Source organism: Luteibacter yeojuensis, from assembly GCF_000964085.1.
GTDB lineage: Bacteria > Pseudomonadota > Gammaproteobacteria > Xanthomonadales > Rhodanobacteraceae > Luteibacter > Luteibacter yeojuensis_A.
In genome coordinates this window covers 1-22,117 of sequence record NZ_JZRB01000009.1, presented here as the reverse complement: position 1 = coordinate 22,117, position 22,117 = coordinate 1, and the positions used below count along the sequence as shown (strand labels likewise).

The window sequence follows — 22,117 nt, the reverse complement described above, 5'->3', positions numbered from 1 at the left end:
AAGTGGAACGGGAGCGGGATGTAGCGATGGCGGGGCGCGATGTGCACATCCCGGTGATGCTCGACGAAGCGGTGGAGGGCCTCGCCTTGCGCGAGAACGGGCGCTACCTGGACGGAACCTTTGGACGCGGCGGCCACGCCACGGCCATCCTTTCGCGCCTCTCCAGCGAGGGCCGCCTGTTCCTGATGGACCGCGACCCGACCGCCATCGCCGTGGCCGAAGCTGGCCTCGCCACCGATCCGCGCGTCACCCTGCGCCACGACAACTTCGCCACCATGGGCGAGTGGGCCGCGCTCGCGGGCGGCCTCGACGGCATCCTGCTCGACCTCGGTGTCTCGTCGCCGCAGCTGGACGATGCCAGCCGCGGTTTCAGCTTCATGGCCGATGCGCCGCTCGACATGCGCATGGACACAACGCGCGGCATCAGCGCGGCCGATTTCCTGCGCGATGCCGACGAAGCCGAGATCGCCGACGTGCTGTGGCAATTCGGCGAGGAGCGCTTCAGCCGCCGCATCGCGAAGCAGATCGTCGAGCGCCGCGCCACGCAGCCCATCACCCGCACGGGCGAGCTCGCCGAGCTGGTCGCGCGTTGCGTCGGCCGCCGCGAGCCGGGCAAGAACCCCGCCACCCGCACGTTCCAGGCCTTGCGCATCCGCGTGAACGAGGAGCTCGGCTCGGTGGAGCGTGGCCTCGACGCCGCGCTCGAGTTGCTGAACCCGGGTGGCCGCCTCGCCGTCATCAGCTTCCACTCGCTGGAAGACCGCATGGTGAAGCAGTTCATCCGCGCGCACGAGGGCCGCGTGCAGGGCAGCCGTCGCGCGCCGCCCACCGAGGCGCCCGCCGCGCGCCTGAAGCCCGTGGGCAAGGCGATCTTCGCCTCCGACGCCGAGGTGGCCGCGAACCCGCGTTCGCGTTCCGCCGTGTTGCGCGTGGCGGAGAAAATCGCATGAAGACCTTCGGCGCCATCTGCCTCACGCTGCTGCTGCTGGCCGTCATCGGCAGCGCCATTGGCGTGGTGTGGACGCGCCACGAGAGCCGCGTGCTGTTCGTCGAGCTCAGCCGCCTGCAGACGCAGAAGGATGACCTCGGCGTGGAGTACGGCCGCCTCGAACTGGAGCAGGCCACCTACGCCGAGCCCAGCCGCATCGACGGCGACGCCCGCGAGAAGCTCGGCATGCTGCCGCCGAAGCCGCAGGATATCCAGCTGGTGCGTCGATGAGGGCGCGCCAGGGCAAGCCGGTCGTCCCCAGCCGCCGCCGCGGCCAGGGCCCCAGCCCGCGCAAGCGCATGACGGTGATGGTCGCCGTGCTGTGCGTCGCGGCCAGCGGCCTGCTCGTGCGCGCGTTCGACCTGCAGGTGGTGCGCAAGCAGTTCTACCAGGACCAGGGCGACGCCCGCTTCCTGCGCGAGATGCCCATCGCCGTCTCGCGCGGCACCATCTTCGACCGCAACGGCGAGCCGCTCGCGGTGTCGACGCCGGTCGCGTCGCTGTGGGCCAACCCGCCCGAGTTGCTCGAGAACGCCGACCGCATCCCCGACCTGGCCAAGGCGCTGCATGTCGACGCCGACGACCTGAAGTCGAAGATCGAGGCGCGCGCCGACAAGGAGTTCATGTACATCACCCGCCAGATGCGCCCGGAAGACGCGCAGGCGGTGATGGACCTGAAGATCCCCGGCATCAATTCGCAGCGCGAATACCGCCGCTACTACCCCTCGGGCGCCGTCAACAGCCACATCCTCGGCTTCACCAACATCGACGACCACGGCCAGGAAGGCCTGGAGCTGTCGTACGACCAGTGGCTGGCCGGCAAGCCGGGCGCCAAGCGCGTCATCCGCGACCGCAAGGGCCACGTGGTGGAAGACGTCGAGTTGGTGCGCGAGCCGCAGCTCGGCCGCGACATCACGCTGTCGATCGACCGCCGCATCCAGTACCTGGCCTACAGCGCGCTCAAAGACGCGCTGGACAAGAACAAGGCCGATTCCGGCTCCATCGTGGTGATGGACGTGCACACCGGCGAAGTGCTGGGCATGGCCAACCTGCCGTCGTTCAACCCGAACGCGGTGCGTGGCAGCAGCCCGTCCGATCGCCGCAACCGCGCCGTCACCGACGTGGTGGAGCCGGGCTCGACGATGAAGGCGTTCACCATGGCCGCCGCGCTCACCAGCGGCAAGTACACGCCCACGTCGCCGCTCATCGAGACCTCGCCCGGTACCTGGATGATGGGTGGCCACCCCGTGCGCGATACCCACAACTGGGGCACGCTCACGCCCACCGGCGTCATCACGAAGTCGTCCAACGTCGGCGCCGCGAAGATCGCGATGACGCTCGACACCGACCAGATGTACGGCATGTTCAAGGCGTTCGGCATCGGCAACAGCACCGGCAGCGGCTTCCCTGGCGAAGCATCGGGCTACCTGCCGGTGGGCCGCACCTGGAAGCCGATCGAGAAGTCGCGCATCGCCTACGGCTACAACCTCAACGTCACCCCGCTGCAGCTGGCCACGGGCTACGCCGCCATCGCCAACGGTGGCGCGTACCGCGCGCCCAGCTTCATCAAGGGCGCGGATAATCCGCCCAACCAGGTGGTGACGCCCGAGGTCGCCCACGAGCTGGTGCGCATGCTCGAGACCGTGACGGCCCCGGGCGGCACGGGCTACGGCTTCGCCTCCGTGGCCAACTACAGCGTGGCCGGCAAGACGGGTACCTCGCACAAGAACTCCGCGGGCGGCTACTACGCCAACAACTACATCTCGCTCTTCGTCGGCATGGTCCCGGCCAGCAACCCGCGCCTCGTCACCGTCGTCGTCATCAACGACCCGAAGGGTGGCCGCTACTACGGCGGCTCCGTGGCCGGCCCGGCGTTCGCCAACGTCATGACCGGCGCGGTGCGCCTGCTCGATATCCCGCCCGATAACGTGGGCCGCTGGTATGCCGGTGGCCCGAGCCAGGGCGGCATGATCGGCACGAACAACGCACCCCCCGCCGCCGATGACAGCGCGGCGGAAGAGGTGGTGCCGTGAGCCACATGATCCTCAACGAACTGCTGAACGGTTTCGCCGACGCCCAGGGTGCCGGCGAAATCAGTGTTTCCGGCCTCTCGCTCGATTCGCGCGCCATCACCGAGGGCCAGGCCTTCGTGGCGCTGCGCGGCACGAAGGGCCACGGCATGGATTTCGCGGCCAAGGCCGTCGAGAACGGTGCCAGCGTGATCCTCGCCGATAGCGCGTTCGACGCGGCCGCCGCGGGCGTGCCCGTCGTCGCCGTCGACGGCCTGCGCGAGCACACCGGCGCCATCGCCGCGCGCTTCTTCGGTGAGCCGACCCAGGCGCTCGATGTCATCGGCGTCACCGGCACCAACGGCAAGACCTCCACGGTGCAGCTGATCGGCCAGGCGCTGGCGTTCCTGCACAAGAAGCCGGCCACGGTCGGTACGCTGGGCGCCGGTATGCATGGCGCCATCGTGGAAGGCGAGCGCACCACGCCGGACGCCATCAGCATGCAGGGCCTGTTCGCCGGTTTCCGCGACGCGGGCGCCACGCACGTGGCGATGGAGGTCTCGTCGCACGCGCTGGAGCAGGGCCGGGTGAACGCCGTGGCGTTCGACATCGCCGTGTTCACCAACCTCACCCGCGACCACCTCGACTACCACGGCACCATGGAAGCCTACGGTGCCGCCAAGGCGAAGCTGTTTGCCTTCGCCGGCCTGCAGGCCGCGGTGATCAACGTCGACGACGCATTCGGCGTGAAGCTGGCGAAGGGCCTGCCCGAGGGCGTGGCGAAGTTGCGCACCTCCATGGCGCACGACGCCACCGAGAAGGATGCCGAGGTCCGCGCCGACATCATCGTCACCTCGGCCAAGGGCCTGTCGTTCAACCTCATCACCCCGTGGGGCATGCGCACCGTGCGCAGCGCGCTGCTGGGCCGCTTCAACGTGGCCAACCTGCTCGCCGTCGCCGCGGTGCTGGGCGCGCTGGGCGAGCCGTTCGAGCGCATCCATGCCGCGCTGGAAGCGCTGCAGCCGGTGAATGGCCGCATGAGCCGCCTCGGCGGCGATGGCAAGAAGCCGCTGGTGGTGGTCGATTACTCGCACACGCCCGATGCGCTGAAGCAGGCGCTGCTGGCGCTGCGTTCGCACACCAAGGGCAAGCTCATCTGCGTGTTTGGCGCCGGTGGCGACCGCGACGCGGGCAAGCGCCCGATCATGGCCGGCATCGCCGAGCGCCTGGCCGACGTGGTGATCGTCACCGACGACAACCCGCGCAGTGAGGATGGCGACGCCATCGTCGCGCAGATCGTCGCCGGCTTCGTCCATGCCGAGACGGTGGCCGTCGAGCGCGACCGCGCCAAGGCCATCGCGCTGGCGCTCAACGGCGCGAAGGTCGACGACGTGGTGCTTATCGCCGGCAAGGGCCACGAAACCTACCAGGAAGGCCCGGAGGGCAAGCTGCCGTTCGACGACCTCGCCGTGGCGCGCGAGCTGATGGCCCCGGCCGCGAAGGGGGCACGCGCATGATGCGTCTCTCCGCCGTCGCCCTGTGGACCCGCGGCCGCCTGCAGGGCGCCGATGCCGAGGTCACCGGCTTCGCCATCGATACCCGCAAGCTGAAGGCCGGCGACCTGTTCGTCGCGCTGCCGGGCGAGCACGTCGACGGCCACGATTACGTCGCCGCCGCCGCGAAGGCCGGCGCCGTCGCCGCGCTGGTCACCCGCCCCGTCGCGGTCGACCTGCCGCAGGTGATCGTCAACGATACGCAGCTGGCCCTGGGCGACCTGGCCAGCGCCACCCGCGCGCAGGGCAATGTCCGCGTCATCGGCATCACCGGCTCGAACGGCAAGACGACGGTGAAGACGCTCACGGCGTCCATCCTGTCGCGCCACGGCCGCACGCACGTCAACGCCGGCAACTACAACAACGAGATCGGCATGCCGCTGACGATCCTCGCCATGCCGGCCGATACGCAGTACGCCGTGCTCGAGATGGGCGCCGGCAAGCCGGGCGACATCGATTACCTGGCCGCCATCGCGCGGCCCGATATCGGCCTCGTCAATTCCATCGCGGCCGCGCACCTTGAGCGCATGGGCACGATCGAAGGCGTCGCTGAAACCAAGGGCGCGCTGTACCAGTCGCTCCCCGCCGATGGCGTGGCCATCATCAACGCGGACGACGAGCGCTTCGCCGGCTTCTTCACCGGCCTGGCCGGCTCGCGCCGCGTGCTGCGCTACGCGCTGTCGCACCGCGCCGACATCGGCGCCGACATCGTCGAGGAGCGCATCGACGGCACCCACTTCGTGCTGAGCACGCCGCACGGCGACGGCGATGTCCGCCTGCCACTGGCCGGCCGCCACAACGTGGCGAACGCGCTGGCCGCCGCCGCCATCGCGGTGGCGCTGGACGTGCCGGTGGCCACCATCGTCGACGGCCTGGAGCAGGTGCCGCACGTGGCGGGCCGCCTCAACCTCGAGCCGATGCCGGGCGACTGGACCCTCATCGACGACAGCTACAACGCCAATCCAGGTTCGGCCGCCGCCGCCATCGAGACCCTGGCGCTGGCCCGCGGCGAGCGCTGGCTCATCCTCGGCGACATGGCCGAGCTGGGCACCGATACGTTGAAGATGCACGCTGCCACGGGTGCGCTGGCGCGCCAGCGCGGCATCGAGCGCCTGCTGGCCACCGGTGTGAAAAGCGCCGCGGCCGTCGAGGCGTTCGGCGCCGGCGCGCAACATTTCGCCACGCAGGAAGCGCTCGTCGAGGCCGCGTGCGCACAGATCCACGAGGGCGTCACCGTGCTCGTGAAGGGCTCGCGGTCGTCCGGCATGGAGCGGGTCGTCGCGGCGATGAAGTCGTACGCTGAAGGAGCATCCCATGCTGCTTGAACTGGCGGAATGGATGGCTCGGCACTTCACGTCGCTGCATCTTTTCCAGTACATCACCTTCCGCGCCATCATGGCGGCGCTGACCGCGCTGTGCGTGTCGCTGCTGCTCGGCCCCGCGCTGATCCGCAAGCTGGCCGCGCTGAAGGCGGGCCAGGTGGTGCGCAGCGATGGCCCGCAGACCCACCTCTCCAAGGCCGGCACGCCGACCATGGGCGGCACGCTGATCCTGTTCGCCATCGGCATCGCCACGCTGCTGTGGGCCGACCTGGCCAACCGCTACGTGTGGGTGGTGCTGCTGGTGACGCTGTGCTTCGGCGCCATCGGTTTCTACGACGATTACCGCAAGCTGGTGCTGAAGGATAGCCGCGGCCTCGCCAGCCGCTGGAAGTACTTCTGGCAGTCGGTGTTCGGCCTGGCGGCCGCGCTGTTCCTGTACCACACGCACCAGCTGCCGGCGGAAACCGCGCTGTACCTGCCGCTGTTCAAGCAGGTGGCCCTGCCGCTCGGCCTCATGTTCGTGGTCATCGGCTACTTCATCATCGTGGGCTTCTCCAACGCGGTGAACCTCACCGACGGCCTCGATGGCCTGGCCATCATGCCAAGCGTGCTGGTCTCGGGCGCGCTGGGCATCTTCGCGTACCTCGCCGGCAACAAGCTGTTTTCGGAATACCTCGGTATCCCGAGCATCCCCGGCGCGGGCGAGCTGGCCATCTTCTGCAGCGCGCTGGCCGGCGCCGGCCTCGGGTTCCTCTGGTTCAACACCTACCCGGCGCAGGTGTTCATGGGCGACGTGGGCGCGCTGGCCATCGGTGCCGCGCTCGGCTGCGTGGCGCTGATCGTGCGCCAGGAGATCGTGCTGCTGGTGATGGGCGGCGTGTTCGTGATGGAAACCGCCTCGGTGATGCTGCAGGTGGCCAGCTTCAAGCTGCGCGGCAAGCGCATCTTCCGCATGGCCCCCATCCATCACCATTTCGAACTGAAGGGCTGGCCCGAGCCGCGGGTCATCGTCCGCTTCTGGATCATCAGCGTGGTGCTGGTGCTCATTGGTCTGGCTACGTTGAAGGTGCGCTGAGAAACCATGTTCGGCTTCGGCAACAAGCAGGCACAGCGCCGCCAGGGCCCGCGGGGTAGCTTCGATACCCCGTTGCTCGTGGCTGCGCTCGCGCTCGCCGCCATCGGCGTGGTCATGGTCACGTCCAGCTCCATCGCCGTGGCCGATGGCTCGCACGTGGGCGCCTTCTACTACCTGAAGAAGCACATCGGCTTCCTCTTCGGCGGCTGCATCCTCGCTGGCGTGGCCATGCGCACCGAACTGAAGACGATCGAGAAGCACAGCACGCTGCTGCTCCTGCTCGGCGTCGTGGGCCTGCTGCTGGTGTTCGTGCCGGGGTTCGGCATGCGCATCAACGGCGCGCGCCGCTGGATCAACCTGTTCGTCACCAGCTTCCAGCCGGTGGAGGCGATGAAGGTCATCCTCGTCGCCTACCTCTCCAGCTACCTGGTGCGCCACCGCGAAGGCGTGGAATACGAACTGTTCGGCGTGGTGAAGCCCATCGGCGTGGCCGGCTTCATCGTGCTGTTGCTGCTGGCCCAGCCCGATTTCGGCTCGGCCGCCCTGGTCGTGGCCACCACCGTCGGCATGGTGTGGCTGGCCGGTGCGCGCATGCGCAACCTGTTCCTGCTGGGCCTGCCGCTGGTGCCGCTGCTCATCTACGCGGCCACGGCCGAGGATTACCGCATCAAGCGCCTCACCTCGTTCCTCGACCCGTGGAAGGATCCGTTCAACGACGGCTTCCAGCTCACCCAGGCGCTGATCGCCGTGGGCCGCGGCGAGTGGCTGGGCGTGGGCCTGGGCAGCAGCGTGCAGAAGCTGTTCTACCTGCCCGAGGCGCACACCGACTTCATCCTGGCCGTGCTCGCCGAGGAGCTGGGCCTGGCCGGCATCGCCACCGTCATCGCGCTGTACGTGGTGCTCGTGGGCCGCGGCCTCTACATCGGCCTGAAGGGCGTCGAGCTTGGCCACCGTTTCTCCGGCTACGTGGCCTACGGCATCTCGCTGATGCTCGGCTTCCAGGCCATGGTCTCCATCGGCGTGAACCTCGGCGTGCTGCCCACCAAGGGCCTCACGCTGCCGCTGATCAGCTCGGGCGGCTCGTCGGTGTTGATGACCTGCTGCATGGTGGGCGTGCTGCTGCGCGCCACCTTCGAGATCAACCGCGCCGAGGACGCCCGCCAGACGGCGGTGCGCAACCCGGCCGCCGCCGTGCCCACCGCCAACGCCATCGGGGGTATCGCATGAGCGGCCCCGTACTCGTCATGGCCGGCGGCACCGGTGGCCACATCTTCCCCGGCCTGGCCGTGGCCGATGAACTGCGCGCGCAGGGCGTGCCGGTGGCATGGCTGGGTGCTGCGGGTGGCATGGAAACCCGCGTGGTGCCCGCGCACGACATCACGCTGCACACCGTCAAGGTGGGTGGCCTGCGTGGCAAGGGCATGAAGACGCGCCTCATGGCGCCGCTGATGCTGGCGCGCGCGCTGTTCGATTCGCTGGCGCTGCTGCGCAAGCTGCGCCCGCGCTGCGTGCTTTCGATGGGTGGCTACGTGGCCGGCCCCGCCGGCGTCGCCGCGCGCCTGGCCGGCATCCCGCTGGTGGTGCACGAGCAGAACGCCGTCGCCGGTTACACCAACCGCAAGCTGGCCGCGTTCGCGAAGCGCGTGCTCACCGGCTTCCCCAACGTGCTGCCCGGCGCGGAGTGGGTGGGCAACCCGGTGCGCGCGGCCATCGCCGCCTTGCCGGCACCGGCCGTGCGCTTCCACGCGCGCAGCGGCGCGCCGCGCCTGTTGGTGCTCGGTGGCAGCCTGGGCGCCCGCACCTTGAATGCCGCCGTGCCGAAGGCGCTGGCCCTGCTCGCGGCGCACGACGTGCGCCCCGACGTGGTGCACCAGACCGGCGAGCGCGGCCTGGCGGAAGCCGTGGACGCCTACACCGCCGCCGGCGTGGCGGCCAATGTCGTGCCCTTCATCGACGACATGGCCGGCGCGTACGAGTGGGCCGACGTGGTGGTGTGCCGCGCCGGCGCGCTCACGGTGGCCGAACTGTGCGCCGCCGGGCTCGAAGCCGTGCTGGTGCCGTTCCCGCACGCGGTGGACGACCACCAGACCGCCAACGCCCGTGCCATGGTGGACGTGGGCGGCGCGCGCATCGTCACCGATGCCTCGCTCAACGAAGCCGATGCCGCGCGTTCGCTCGCGCAGCTGCTTGTCGACCTGTTCGCCGACCGCGAACAGCTCCTTACCGCCGCGAGCGCCTCGCGCACGCTGGCCAAACCCGACGCTGCATCAACGATTGCCCGTCACTGCATGGAGGTTTCCGCATGACGCCCGGTCGTTTGCGCGCCCACGATGATTTCATGACCTCGTTCCGCCGCGTCCACTTCATTGGCGTGGGCGGCGTCGGCATGAGCGGTATCGCCGAAGTGCTGGCGAACCTTGGCTACAGCGTGTCGGGCTCCGACCGCGCGCCGTCGCCCACCACCGAGCGCCTGGCCAAGCTGGGCGTGGACGTGCGCATCGGCCACGAGGCCGCCAACATCGACGGCACCGACGTCGTGGTCATCTCCAGCGCCATCCGCCAGGACAACCCGGAGCTGGTGGCTGCCCGCGCCGCGCGCATCCCCACGGTGCCGCGCGCCGAGATGCTGGGCGAGCTGATGCGCTTCCGCCGTGGCATCGCCATCGCCGGCACGCACGGCAAGACCACCACCACCAGCCTCGTGGCCAGCGTGCTCGCCGAGGCCGATTACGACCCGACCTTCGTCATCGGTGGCCAGCTCAACGCCGCGGGTGCCAACGCGCGCCTGGGCACGGGCCAGTACCTGGTGGCCGAGGCCGACGAGTCCGATGGTTCGTTCCTCATGCTCTCGCCGGTCATCGCCGTCGTCACCAACATCGACGCCGACCACCTCGAGAACTACAACGGCGACTTCGCCCAGGTGAAGAAGGCGTTCCACGATTTCCTGCACCGCCTGCCGTTCTACGGCATGGCCGTGCTATGCATCGATGACGAAGAGACGAAGAAGCTGGCGCAGGACACCTCGCGCCGCGTCATCACCTACGGCATCGACAACGCCGGCGCCGATGTCACCGCCGCGAACGTGCGCCAGGTGGGCTTCCAGATGCAGTTCGACCTGCGCCTGCCGGGCCTGGGCGAGCCGGTGCCCGTCACGCTGAACCTGCCGGGCCGCCACAACGTGCAGAACGCGCTGGCCGCCGCCGCCGTGGGCTGGCAGCTCGGCGTCGAGCCGAGCGCCATCGCGCACGCGCTGGCCGCGTTCGAAGGCGTGGGCCGTCGCTTCCACCGCCGCGGCGAGATCGCCCTCGACCAGGGTTCCGCGCTGTTGGTGGATGACTACGGACACCACCCGCGCGAGCTGGCCGCCGTGTTCGCCGCCGCCCGCGGTGGCTGGCCCGATCGCCGCCTGGTCGTCGCGTTCCAGCCGCACCGCTATAGCCGCACGCGCGATCTGCTCGACGATTTCGCCAACGTGCTGGCCGAGACCGATGTGCTGGTGCTCACCGAGGTGTACCCGGCCGGCGAATCGCCGATCGCGGGCGCCGACGGCAAGGCCCTGGCCCGCGCCATCCGCGCGCGCGGCAAGACCGACCCGGTGCTGGTGGACCACCCGCGCGACCTGCGCACCACGCTCTCGGCGCTGGCGCGCGACAACGACCTGATCCTGCTGCTGGGCGCCGGCGACATCGGCGCCGCGGCGGTCGAGCTCGGCAACGCAGGTAACTTGAGGACCATGAAGTAATGGGCACCACTCGCTTCCCGCGCCGTGTCACCGATGCCGCCGATTTCGGCCGCGTCGCCGTGGTCATGGGCGGCAACTCGGCCGAGCGCGAGGTCTCGCTGAACTCCGGCGCTGGCGTGCTGCAGGCGCTGCGCGGCGCGGGCGTCGATGCGCATGCCATCGACGGCATCCCGGCGCTGCTCGACGCCGTGCGCGCAGGCCACTTCGCGCGCGTGTTCAACATCCTGCACGGTGCGGGCGGCGAGAACGGCGAGCTGCAGGGCGCGCTGCAGTCGCTCGGCATCCCGTACACCGGTTCGGGCGTGCTCGGTTCCGCGCTCTCGCTCGATAAGGTTCGCGCCAAGCAGGTGTGGATCGCGCTCGGCCTGCCCACGCCGAAGTTCAAGGCGCTGCCGCGCGGTGCCGACGTGCACGCCGCGGCGCGCGAGGTGGGTTTCCCGCTGATCGTGAAGCCGGCCTGGGAAGGCTCCAGCGTGGGTGTCACGCGCGTGTTCAAGGAGGAAGACCTCGACGCCGCCGTGGCGCTCGCGCAGCGTTACCCCGGCGACATGCTGATGGAAACGCTGATCGAAGGCGACGCGAGCGAGGGCGGTGAATTCACCGTCGGCATCGTGGGCCGCGACGTGCTGCCCACCATCAAGATCGTGCCGGCCGGCGAGTACTACGACTACAACGCCAAGTACATCTCGGACGAAACGCAGTACCTCTGCCCGGGCCTGGCCGGCGATGCCGAGGACGCCATGCGCGCGCTGGCGCTGCAGGCGTTCGATGCGCTGGATTGCTTCGGCTGGGGCCGCGTCGATGTCATGCGCGACCGCCACGGCAAGAACTGGCTGCTCGAGGTGAACACCGCCCCGGGCATGACGTCGCACTCGCTGGTGCCGAAGGCTGCCGCCGCGGCGGGCCTGGATTACCCGGGCCTGTGCTGGCGCGTCCTCGAAACCTCGATGGAACGAGGGGGCCTGAAATAATGAAGGGTGCCGCCGCCACGCGGATCGTCGCATGGGCTATCGCCATCACCCTGGTGGCGTTGCCGATCGTGGGCGTGATGCAGGGCTGGTTCGCCGTCGGCCGCTGGCCGGTGACGCAGCTCAAGGTGGAGGCGGAGTTCGCCCATGTCAGCGCGGAGCAGATCCGCAGCGCGGCCATCCCTTTCCTCGGCAAGGGCTTCTTCGCCACCAACCTCGAGGATGTGCGCGCGTCCATCGGCGCGCTGCCGTGGGTGGAGTCGGTGGAGGTGCGCAAGCGCTGGCCCGATACGCTGCTGGTGCGCATCTACGAGCGCCAGCCGTTCGCGCGCTGGAACGAAGACCGTCTTATCAGCCGCCAGGGCCTCGTGTTCGATGCCCCGGGCGCCGACCAGATGGGCGACCTGCCGCGGCTGTCGGGCCCGGATTCGCGCCTGGCCGAAGTGGTGAGCTTCTACGCCCAGGTGCGCAAGGCGTTCGAGGGCAGGGCGGGGCTGTCGGTCACCGGCGTCTCGCTCACCCAGCGCGGCAGCTGGAGCGTGATCATGGATAGCGGCGCGCAGATCGTCATCGGCGACCGCGAGCAGGCCGACCGCCGGCTCGCCCGCTTCCTCGATGTGTACCCGCAACTCATCGCAGGCCACCGTGGCGGCTTCGCCTACGCGGACCTGCGTTACACCAACGGATTCGCCATCCGGTGGCCGCCATCGGACAACACGGCCACACCCAAGGTCGGAACCTGAGCTAGAACATGAGAAACAAGAACGACAAACAGCTCGTCGTCGGCCTCGACATCGGCACCTCCAAGGTGGTCGCCATCGTGGGTGAATACGAGCCGGGCGAACCGATCGAAGTCATCGGCATCGGCACGCATGTCTCGCGCGGCATGAAGCGCGGCTCGGTGGTGGATATCGAATCCACCGTGCATTCGATCCAGCGCGCGGTGGAAGAAGCCGAGCTGATGGCGGGCTGCGACATCCGCTCGGTGTACGCCTCCATCTCGGGCAGCCACCTGGAAACCCGCAACTCGCACGGCACCGCGGCCATCCGCGACCGCGAGGTGATGGCGGCCGACCTGGAGCAGGTGCTCGAAGCCGCCAGCGCCGTGGCCATCCCGGCCGACCGCAAGGTGCTCTACAAGGAATCGCAGGAATATCGCATCGACGGCCAGGACGGCATCCGCCACCCGGTGGGCATGAGCGGCGTGCGCCTGGAGGCCAGCGTGCACCTCGTCACCGGTGCTGCATCGGCGGTGCAGAACATCTCCAAGTGCATCCAGCGCTGCGGCCTCTCGGTCGATGAGCTGGTGCCGGCGGCGGTGGCCAGCGCGAAGTCGGTGCTCACCGAAGACGAGCTCGAGCTCGGCGTGTGCCTGGTCGACATCGGCGCCGGCACCACCGACATCGCCATCTACACGCAGGGCGCCATCCGCTACACCAAGTCGCTGCCGGTGGGCGGCGACCAGGTGACGAACGATATCGCGTATGGCGTGCACACACCCACCGCTCACGCGGAGGAGATCAAAATCAAATACGCGTGTGCGCTCGCACAGCTTGCGCACGCCGAAGAAACCATCCAGGTGCCGAGCGTGGGCGATCGCCCGCCGCGTCGCCTGGCCCGCCAGGCGCTCGCCCAGTCGGTGCAGGCACGCTACGAGGAGATCTTCGAGATGGTGCAGGACGAATTGCGCCGCTCGGGTTACGAGAGCCTCGTCGCCGCCGGCATCGTGCTGACGGGTGGCGCGGCGCGGATGGAGGGCGCGCTCGAACTGGCGGAAGAAATTTTCCACAAGATGGTCCGCGTCGGCGTGCCGCAGCACGTCTCCGGGCTGGGCGACGTGGTTTCCAGCGAACTGCACTCCACGGGCGTGGGCCTGCTGTTGCACGGTGCGCGCGCCTCGGGCGGCGTGCGCCACAACAACTCGCCGGTCGGCAACGTGGGCAACGTGGTCGAGAAGTTCCGCAGCTGGTTCGCGAAGAACTTCTAAAACGCTTCACCGGATCGTCGGCGCCCGAAGGAAAGGGGCGCCGGGGCAAGAGGATGGCCCGCCACCCATGGTCGACAGGAGTCGCCCCTGGGCAACACACCTAAAAAAACTACAAGTTCTGCGGAGGACGGGAAATGTTTGAACTGATCGAAAAGCTGGCACCGAATGCGGTCATCAAGGTCATCGGCGTGGGTGGTGGCGGCGGCAACGCCGTGGCCCACATGGTGAATTCCAACATCGAAGGCGTCGAGTTCGTCGTCGCCAATACCGACGCCCAGGCCATGAAGAGCTGCGGCGGCCGTACGCACCTGCAGCTGGGCGGCAACGTCACCAAGGGCCTTGGCGCGGGCGCCAACCCGGAAGTGGGCCGCCAGGCCGCGCTGGAAGACCGTGAGCGCATCGAGGACATGCTCGAAGGCGCCGACATGGTGTTCATCACCTGCGGCATGGGTGGTGGCACGGGCACGGGCGCGGCGCCGGTCGTCGCGCAGCTCGCGAAGGAGAAGGGCATCCTCACGGTCGCCGTGGTGACCAAGCCGTTCCCGTTCGAAGGCCGCCGCCGCATGCAGGTCGCCCTGAAGGGCATCGAGGACCTCTCGCAGCACGTCGATTCGCTGATCACCGTGCCGAATGAGAAGCTGCTCTCGGTGCTGGGCCGTGAAGTGACGCTGCTGAACGCCTTCAAGGCCGCCAACGACGTGCTGCTCGGCGCCGTGCAGGGCATCGCCGACCTGATCACGGCCCCGGGCCTGATCAACGTCGACTTCGCCGACGTGCGCACCGTGATGAGCGAGATGGGCATGGCGATGATGGGCTCGGGCACCGCCCGCGGCGACGACCGCGCGCAGGCCGCCGCCGAGGCCGCCATCAACAACCCGCTGCTGGAGGACGTGAACCTGGCCGGTGCCTGCGGCATCCTGGTCAACGTCACGGCCGGCCCGAACCTCACCATGCGCGAGTTCGACGAGATCGGCCGCGTCATCCACGATTTCGCCTCGGAAGACGCGACCGTGGTCATCGGCACCTCGCTCGACCCGGAAATGCAGGACGACGTGCGCGTCACCGTGGTGGCCACCGGCCTCAACCGTGGCGTCGCCGCCAAGCAGCCGGTTCGCCAGCCGGTGCAGCAGCAGGTCGAGATGCGCCAGCGCCCGCGCCCGGTGGTGTTGCGCACGGGCACGGGTAACGAAGTGGTCGATTACGCCCACCACGCCGAGCCGACCATCACGTCGAACCCGCGCGCGGACGTCGCCGCCCCGGCCCCCGCGCCGAAGCAGGCCGAGCCGGCCATCGATTACCTCGATATCCCGGCCTTCCTGCGTCGCCAGGCCGACTAAGCGGTACTAACGCTCTAGAACACCAGGCACGCCATGGATGACGTGGGGCAAGGGCGGCAAGACGCCGCCCCGCCCGGGATCCCCGCCGCCACCCGTCCGGGCGGCGGGGCGCCTCCCCGACCCCAGCAGAACGGACAGAAACGGCCCATCCATCGGGCAACAACCCGTAGGAGCCCACCCCCGTGGGCGAAAAGCCTACAAAGCGGTGACGCGGAATCCCCGGGGTCAACCCGAGGCCCCCCGCAGACGTTCCCGACCCCGCCAAACGAGAACCGCTCTCAGTTGATTCTGAAGGGTTGGTGAAAGCGACACGAAACTGTACCGTCTGGTTTGTTTATTCCGAGGTTAAGACTGTGTTAGCATTCCTGCCGCACCTGGCTGCTGCCACCAAGGTTTGACCCATCATGATTAAGCAGCGCACTCTAAAGAACGTCATTCGCGCCACCGGCGTCGGCCTGCACACGGGCGACAAGGTATACATGACGCTCCGCCCCGCGGCGCCCAATACGGGCATCGTGTTCCGCCGCACCGACCTCAGCCCGCCGGTTGAGCTCAAGTCGCGCCCGGAAAACGTCGGCGATACCCGCCTTTCCACCACGCTTATCCATGGCGATGTCCGCGTATCCACGGTCGAGCACCTGCTCTCGGCGATGGCGGGCCTCGGCATCGATAACGCGTACGTCGATCTGTCGGCTCCCGAAGTGCCGATCATGGACGGCAGCGCCGGCCCCTTCGTCTTCCTCATCCAGTCCGCTGGCATCGAGGAGCAGGATGCGCCGAAGCGTTTCATCCGCATCAAGAAGCCGGTCGTGGTCCGCGACGGCGACAAGTGGGCGAAGCTCGAGCCGTTCGACGGCTTCAAGGTGGGCTTCTCGGTCGAGTTCGACCACCCGCTGTTTAACAAGCGCAATTCCCAGGCCGAGATGGATTTCTCGACCACGTCGTTCGTCAAGGAAGTGAGCCGCGCCCGCACCTTCGGTTTCATGCGTGATATCGAAGCGCTGCGCGAGCGCAACCTCACCCTGGGCGGTTCGATGGATAACGCGGTGGTGCTCGATGACTACCGCGTGCTGAACGAGGATGGCCTGCGTTACGACAACGAGTTCGTGAAGCACAAGATCCTCGACGCCATCGGCGATATCTACATGCTGGGCCACAGCCTCATCGGCGCGTACTCGGCGCACAAGTCGGGCCACGAGCTCAACAACAAGCTGCTGCGCGAGCTCATCGCGGATGCCGCGGCATGGGAAGAGGTGAGCTTCAAGGACGCCGCCAAGGCCCCGATCAGCTACGCCCACCCCGCCCAGGCGGTGTAAAAAAGCTGTATGTAGGAGCGCACTCTGTGCGCGATGCTCTTAAAAAAGCCCGGCTATAAGCCGGGCTTTTTTTTTGTCGGTTCATTCGCTGAAGCGAATGCGTGTTTCCAGCGGCTTGCGCCGCCTTAAGCTGGCCGGGTTTCGCCAGTCGGTGACGGGCAGGCCCCTGGGGCCGCCAGTCGCGGACCTTCGGACCGGGCCGTAGCCCCGCTGTCGCGATAACCCATTGCCGGGCGGCCCTCCGCTCATGTCGGCCCCAAGGGCCTGCCCGCCCCCGAGTCGATGCGCCTCGTTTCGTGTGGCACAAGCTGGTGCTGCATTGCGCGGTACTCGTCATCCACACCGCGTTCCGGTACGGGTAAAGGCCGACGTGCGTGACGAGACCGGCGCCAGATCACGAAGGTCACCAGATGGATCGGCCCGGCCTCGGGCACCCAGTTACTCCATGAGAAACATTGGCCGCTCTCGCACGCCATGCGATGAAGCATGGCGAATGCGGTGACCTCAGCCCATCGGCGCAGCACCTGCCAACCTGTAAGGCAATCCTCCAAAGCACGCGCTCTTGCCCCACGAAACGAGGCGCGTGGACTCGGTGGCGGGTGGGCCCCTGGGGCCGACACGAGCGGAGGGCCGCGCAACATCAGATCATGGCGATAACGGCGCTACGGCCCGGTCCGAAGGTCCGCGACTGGCGGCCCCAGGGGCCCACCCGCCGCCGACTCGCGACACCCCTCCAGCCAAAGGCGGCGAACGCCGCTGAAGACATGCATTCGCGGAAGCGAATGAACCGATCTGAGAGCATCGCCAGCAAGCTGGCTCCCACATGAGTCGGCTGGGGTGCGATTTGCGTCAATTTTGTGTGCACGCAAGGTGTTCGCGCCGTGCATGCATGCTATAAAGACCCCCCGCCGGTGGATCCGGTGGTGCTTACGGACGCATGCCGAAATCTCTTAGGTATCGGTTTTATCAGGCTTTTCGGCCACGGAGGCCAATCCAAGGAAGAGATCCCGCAACGTGGGATCGGAAAGTGACGCCGCGGCCGCCCGCAGATGACGGGCCGCCCCGGCGGAAAGCGGTTTAAGCGGGTCGGGCCCTGGGGGTTCGACCGGCAGGGGGGCCACTTTCACGGCAACCGAGTAGGCCGACGCGTCGATGGCGCGGGCAGCTTCAAGGATCTGCGCCTGGTACAGGCGCACCCGCGAAGCCCAGGCCGACGAGGGCGCAAGGAAGACGAGCCGGCCGTCGCGCAGGTCCGCAAGGCGGACATGGTCGCGCAGCGGCACCGGCAGCGTCGCGCGCAGCTGGCGGTCCAGCATGTCGAGCTCGCGAGCCCGGTGGGCAAGCTTGGCAACAGGGCCAACGTCCGCGATGGATTTCAATCCACGCGTGGGACGGCGACGGCCTGGCTGTGGCGGCTGTGGCATGAACCGACTGAACTTATTCGATGACGTGACAATGCAGATCATACTCGTACCACGCGGCCACCAAGGCCCGAAAACGCTCGACCTGGCTTGCCGGCGCATGCGCTGCAAGCTGGCCGCCATGGTGGTGGCCGGTGCCGTCGGCATCGCGGGCGTCGGTGCCGGCCTGGCGCTCGCCATCGCCTCGCCGCATCGGCCTGCCGCCACCGCGCCGAGTGACGCCGATGCCCGCATCGCGAAGGTCAAGGCCGATGCCCAGCGCGATATCGACGCCCTGGCTGTCAAGCTCGGCCAGTTGCAGGCGCAGTCGGTGCGCCTCAACGCCCTCGGCGAGCGGCTCACCCAGGTGGGCAAGCTCGACGACGGCGAGTTCAACTTCAACGAGGATCCCGGCCAGGGCGGCCCGGAGCTCACCGTGGGCAAGGATGAAGGCGCCATGGCGCCGGCCGCGCTCACCCAGGGCATCGACGACCTTGCCGGCCAGTTCGACGCCCAGCAGGCCCAGCTCGAAGCCCTGAACGACCTCCTGCTCGACCGCAAGATCGAATCCAGCCTGCGCCCCACCGGCATGCCGGTACAGGGCTACATCTCGTCGTTCTTCGGCGGCCGCCCCGACCCGTTCAGCGGCCACAGCGCCCGCCACACCGGTATCGATATCGCCGCGCCCACGGGCACGCCGGTCACCGCCGTGGCCGAGGGCATGGTCACCTTCGCGGGCCAGCGCAGCGGCTACGGCGACGTGGTGGAGATCGACCACGGCAACGGCTACATGACCCGCTACGCCCACAACAGCAAGCTCGTGGCCACGGTGGGCCAGCGCGTGCACGTGGGCGACGTCATCGCCCGGGCCGGTTCCACGGGCCGGTCCACCGGCTCGCATGTCCATTTCGAGGTCTGGTACCACGACCGGGTGGTGAATCCGCTGGCGTTCGTTCGCAGCCACCGCTGAGACGGCCTTGAACGGCGCCCCGGCGCCGCCATAAAAGGCATGTTGGGGGCGCCCGTAGTATGATCGTCCCTTCGTGCCGGTAAGGTTTTGGTCCTGCTGGCAATCCTTTCAGTTCCAGATCCGGATGATCGATGTTCAATCGTGCCCTGACGAGCATTTTCGGCAGCCGTAACGACCGCGTGCTGCGCGACCTTTCCAAGACGGTCAAGCGCATCAACGCCCTCGAGCCGGAGTTCGAGAAGCTTTCCGACGACGCCCTCCGCGGCAAGACCGATGAGTTCCGCCAGCGCCTCGCGGCCGGCGAAACCCTCGACAAGCTGCTGCCCGAAGCCTTCGCGGTCGTCCGCGAGGGCGCCAAGCGCGTGCTCGGCATGCGCCACTACGACGTGCAGATGATCGGCGGCATGGTGCTCCATGGCGGCCGCATCGCCGAAATGCGCACCGGCGAAGGCAAGACCCTCGTCGGCACGCTGCCGGTGTACCTCAACGCGCTGGAGGCCAAGGGCACCCACGTCGTCACGGTCAACGATTACCTGGCCCGCCGCGATTCGGCGCAGATGGGCAAGCTGTACAACTTCCTCGGCCTTTCGGTCGGCGTCGTGTACCCGGGCATGGACCACGCCGACAAGCGTGGCGCCTACGCCGCGGATATCACCTACGGCACCAACAACGAGTTCGGCTTCGACTACCTCCGCGACAACATGGCGCTCAGCCGCGACCAGCGCTACCAGCGCGGCCTGCACTACGCCATCGTCGACGAGGTCGATTCCATCCTCATCGACGAAGCGCGCACCCCGCTCATCATCTCCGGCCCGGCCGAGGATTCCCCGCAGCTGTACATCGCGGTGAACAAGGTGGTGCCGCACCTCAAGCGCCAGGAAGCCGAAGACGGCGCCGGCGATTACTTCGTCGACGAGAAGCAGAAGCAGGTGCACATGTCCGAAGAGGGCATGGAGCACGCCGAGCAGCTGCTGCGCCAGGCAGGCGTCATCGAGCCGGAAAGCGGCCTGTACGATTCCAAGAACCTGGCCGTCGTCCACCACATGAACGCGGCGCTGCGCGCCAACGCCATCTACCAGCGCGATGTCGACTACATCGTGCGCGATGGCGAAGTCATCATCGTCGACGAGTTCACCGGCCGCACCCTGGCCGGCCGTCGCTGGTCCGATGGCCTGCACCAGGCCGTGGAAGCGAAGGAAGGCGTGCCCATCCAGCGCGAGAACCAGACCCTCGCCACGGTCACGTTCCAGAACCTGTTCCGCATGTACAAGAAGCTGGCTGGCATGACCGGCACGGCCGATACCGAGGCGTACGAGTTCCAGTCGGTCTATGGCCTGGAAGTGGTGGTCATCCCCACCCACAAGCCGATGGTCCGCAAGGATACGCCCGACATGGTCTTCCTCGGCCCCGACGCCAAGTTCAAGGCCGTCATCGCCGACATCAAGGAATGCCACGAGAAGGGCCAGCCGGTGCTGGTGGGCACGGCGTCCATCGACGTCTCCGAACTCGTCTCGGGCCTCCTGAAGAAGGAGCGCATCCCGCACGAGGTGCTCAACGCCAAGCAGCACGAACGCGAAGCGCACATCGTGGCCCAGGCCGGTGCGCCGGGCGCGGTCACCATCGCCACCAACATGGCCGGCCGCGGTACCGACATCGTGCTGGGCGGCAGCCTCGAGGCCGCCATGGCCGCGCTGCCGGCCGAGGCCACCGACGCCGAGCGCGAGAAGCTCCGCGCCGACTGGAAGCTGCGCCACGAGCAGGTGCTCGCCTCGGGCGGCCTGCACATCATCGGTACCGAGCGCCACGAAAGCCGCCGCATCGACAACCAGCTGCGCGGCCGTTCGGGCCGCCAGGGCGATCCGGGTTCCTCGCGCTTCTACCTGTCGCTGCAGGATAGCCTCATGCGCATCTTCGGCGGCGAGCGCATCGGCCGCTGGATGCAGATGTTCGGCATGAAGGAAGACGAGGCGCTCGAAGACCGCCTCATCACGCGCCAGATCGAAAAGGTGCAGCGCAAGGTCGAGCAGCACAACTTCGACATCCGCAAGAACCTCCTCGATTTCGACGACGTCGCCAACGACCAGCGCAAGGTCATCTACGCGCAGCGCGACGAACTGCTCGAGGCCGAGGATATTTCCGACATGGTGGGCGACATCCGCCTCGACGTCGTCGAAAGCCTCGTCCGTCGCTTCGTGCCGGCCGACAGCATCGACGACCAGTGGGATATCGCCGGGCTCGATCGAGAGCTGGCCAGCGAGTTCAACCTGCGCCTCGACGTGGCCCACTGGCTCGAGGGCCAGAAGGATGCCGACGCCGAAGCCATCATGGAACACGTGCGCCAGGCCGTGGACCAGATGTTCGCCGAGAAGGAAACCCAGGTCGGCGCCGAGACCATGCGCTCGCTCGAGAAGCACGTCATGCTCTCGGTGGTCGATAACGCCTGGAAGGAACACCTCGCCAGCATGGATTACCTGCGCCAGGGCATCTACCTGCGTGGTTACGCGCAGAAGCAGCCGAAGCAGGAATTCAAGCGCGAGTCGTTCGAGCTGTTCTCGGAAATGCTCGATCGCATCAAGCTGGAAGTGGTGCAGATGCTCGCCCGCGTCCGTATCCGCAGCGAGGAAGAGGTTGCCGCGATGGAAGCGGAGCAGCAGCGTTCGGCCGATGCCCAGCGCCTGCAGTTCCAGCACGCCGACGCGCAGGCTGCCGGCGCCGGCAACGCGGTGGCCGAGCAGGCTGTGCCGACGTCGCTGGCGGAGGGCCCGAAGGTCGGCCGCAACGACCCATGCCCCTGCGGCAGCGGCAAGAAGTACAAGCACTGCCACGGCCAGCTGACGTAAGACCCGGTGGCCTCGTGATCTTGTGACCTTGTGGGAGCTTGCTTGCAAGCGATGCTCTTAAAGAAAGCCCGGCTACATGCCGGGCTTTTTTTTCGGTTCATTCGCTGCGCGAACGCATGTCTTCAGCGGCTTGCGCCGCCTTAGGCGGGTAGGCCGTTGGCAGTCGGGAGCGCGCAGGCCCTTGGCGCCGCCAGTCGCGGACCTTCGGACCGGGCCGTAGCGCCGCTGTCTTGATAACCGATTGCATGGCGGCCCTCCGCTCATGTCGGCCCCAAGGGCCTGCCCGCCCCCGAGTCGATACGCCTCGTGTCGCGTGGCACAAGCCGGTGCAACGTTGCGCCTCACGCATTCAAGCGCATGGCGCGTCTATGCATGGAGAGACACCAGGCTCGACGGATCGCGCTCGCCGTATTTGTTACGGCTCGCCTCGCCCCTGCTTTTGCTTCTGCTACACGAAACCATGCGTGTGGACTCGGTGGCGGGTGGGCCCCTGGGGCCGACATGAGCGGAGGGCCGCGTAACGTCATGTCGTGGCGATAGCGGAGCTACGGCCCGGTCCGAAGGTCCGCGACTGGCGGCCCCAGGGGCCCACCCGCCGCCGACTCGCGAC

General features: G+C 68.1%; 17 protein-coding genes. 16 read left to right on the top strand and 1 reads right to left on the bottom strand.

What is annotated here, in order from left to right:
* The first annotated feature begins 26 nt into the window (after window positions 1-26).
* The 14 genes from rsmH to lpxC all read left to right on the top strand — a co-directional run bounded on the left by rsmH (window position 27) and on the right by lpxC (window position 16,297).
* The gene (gene rsmH, locus VI08_RS05035; RefSeq protein ID WP_045828470.1) at window positions 27-950 is read left to right on the top strand and encodes a 16S rRNA (cytosine(1402)-N(4))-methyltransferase RsmH; all 924 of its coding nucleotides are present in this window, start codon (window positions 27-29) and stop codon (window positions 948-950) included.
* Window positions 947-1,219 (top strand): cell division protein FtsL, encoded by a 273-nt coding sequence (gene ftsL / locus VI08_RS05030; protein WP_045828469.1) that lies wholly within the window; start codon window positions 947-949, stop codon window positions 1,217-1,219. Before rsmH ends, ftsL begins: the two co-directional genes overlap by 4 nt.
* A complete protein-coding gene (locus tag VI08_RS05025) occupies window positions 1,216-3,021 on the top strand; it encodes a peptidoglycan D,D-transpeptidase FtsI family protein (RefSeq protein WP_045828468.1) in 1,806 nt (601 codons plus the stop codon). Before ftsL ends, VI08_RS05025 begins: the two co-directional genes overlap by 4 nt.
* 5 nt (window positions 3,022-3,026) lie before the next feature.
* A complete protein-coding gene (locus VI08_RS05020) occupies window positions 3,027-4,514 on the top strand; it encodes a UDP-N-acetylmuramoyl-L-alanyl-D-glutamate--2,6-diaminopimelate ligase (RefSeq protein WP_232309472.1) in 1,488 nt (495 codons plus the stop codon).
* Entirely contained in the window at window positions 4,511-5,875 is a 1,365-nt protein-coding gene (locus tag VI08_RS05015; protein WP_045828466.1) for a UDP-N-acetylmuramoyl-tripeptide--D-alanyl-D-alanine ligase, read from the top strand. Before VI08_RS05020 ends, VI08_RS05015 begins: the two co-directional genes overlap by 4 nt.
* The gene (gene mraY / locus VI08_RS05010) at window positions 5,865-6,947 is read left to right on the top strand and encodes a phospho-N-acetylmuramoyl-pentapeptide-transferase (RefSeq protein WP_045828465.1); all 1,083 of its coding nucleotides are present in this window, start codon (window positions 5,865-5,867) and stop codon (window positions 6,945-6,947) included. Before VI08_RS05015 ends, mraY begins: the two co-directional genes overlap by 11 nt.
* Window positions 6,948-6,953: 6 nt before the next feature.
* On the top strand, window positions 6,954-8,174 hold the full coding sequence (gene ftsW, locus VI08_RS05005; protein ID WP_045828464.1) for a putative lipid II flippase FtsW: 1,221 nt from the start codon (window positions 6,954-6,956) through the stop codon (window positions 8,172-8,174).
* The gene (murG, locus tag VI08_RS05000) at window positions 8,171-9,253 is read left to right on the top strand and encodes an undecaprenyldiphospho-muramoylpentapeptide beta-N-acetylglucosaminyltransferase (RefSeq protein WP_045828463.1); all 1,083 of its coding nucleotides are present in this window, start codon (window positions 8,171-8,173) and stop codon (window positions 9,251-9,253) included. The genes ftsW and murG overlap by 4 nt, the downstream gene beginning before the upstream one ends.
* Window positions 9,250-10,689, top strand: a complete 1,440-nt coding sequence (murC, locus tag VI08_RS04995; protein WP_045828462.1) for a UDP-N-acetylmuramate--L-alanine ligase — start codon at window positions 9,250-9,252, stop codon at window positions 10,687-10,689. Before murG ends, murC begins: the two co-directional genes overlap by 4 nt.
* Window positions 10,689-11,660, top strand: coding sequence for a D-alanine--D-alanine ligase (locus tag VI08_RS04990; protein WP_045828461.1), 972 nt, complete (start codon window positions 10,689-10,691; stop codon window positions 11,658-11,660). The genes murC and VI08_RS04990 overlap by 1 nt, the downstream gene beginning before the upstream one ends.
* The gene (locus VI08_RS04985) at window positions 11,660-12,400 is read left to right on the top strand and encodes a cell division protein FtsQ/DivIB (RefSeq protein WP_045828460.1); all 741 of its coding nucleotides are present in this window, start codon (window positions 11,660-11,662) and stop codon (window positions 12,398-12,400) included. The genes VI08_RS04990 and VI08_RS04985 overlap by 1 nt, the downstream gene beginning before the upstream one ends.
* An 8-nt stretch (window positions 12,401-12,408) precedes the next feature.
* Window positions 12,409-13,644, top strand: coding sequence for a cell division protein FtsA (gene ftsA / locus VI08_RS04980; RefSeq protein ID WP_045828459.1), 1,236 nt, complete (start codon window positions 12,409-12,411; stop codon window positions 13,642-13,644).
* A gap of 134 nt (window positions 13,645-13,778) precedes the next feature.
* Window positions 13,779-14,981 (top strand): cell division protein FtsZ, encoded by a 1,203-nt coding sequence (ftsZ, locus tag VI08_RS04975; RefSeq protein WP_045828458.1) that lies wholly within the window; start codon window positions 13,779-13,781, stop codon window positions 14,979-14,981.
* A 404-nt stretch (window positions 14,982-15,385) separates the two neighbouring features.
* Complete coding sequence (gene lpxC, locus VI08_RS04970; protein WP_045828457.1) at window positions 15,386-16,297, top strand: UDP-3-O-acyl-N-acetylglucosamine deacetylase; 912 nt, start codon at window positions 15,386-15,388, stop codon at window positions 16,295-16,297.
* Window positions 16,298-17,247: 950 nt separating this feature from the next.
* Here the strand turns inward: lpxC and VI08_RS04965 are convergent.
* Complete coding sequence (locus tag VI08_RS04965; protein ID WP_232309468.1) at window positions 17,248-17,676, bottom strand: DUF721 domain-containing protein; 429 nt, start codon at window positions 17,674-17,676, stop codon at window positions 17,248-17,250.
* Between the two features lie 142 nt (window positions 17,677-17,818).
* Here VI08_RS04965 and VI08_RS04960 point away from each other — a divergent pair, with 142 nt between their 5' ends.
* A complete protein-coding gene (locus tag VI08_RS04960; RefSeq protein WP_428992132.1) occupies window positions 17,819-18,667 on the top strand; it encodes a M23 family metallopeptidase in 849 nt (282 codons plus the stop codon).
* A 131-nt stretch (window positions 18,668-18,798) separates the two neighbouring features.
* On the top strand, window positions 18,799-21,507 hold the full coding sequence (gene secA, locus VI08_RS04955; protein WP_045828454.1) for a preprotein translocase subunit SecA: 2,709 nt from the start codon (window positions 18,799-18,801) through the stop codon (window positions 21,505-21,507).
* The last annotated feature ends 610 nt before the right edge of the window (window positions 21,508-22,117 follow it).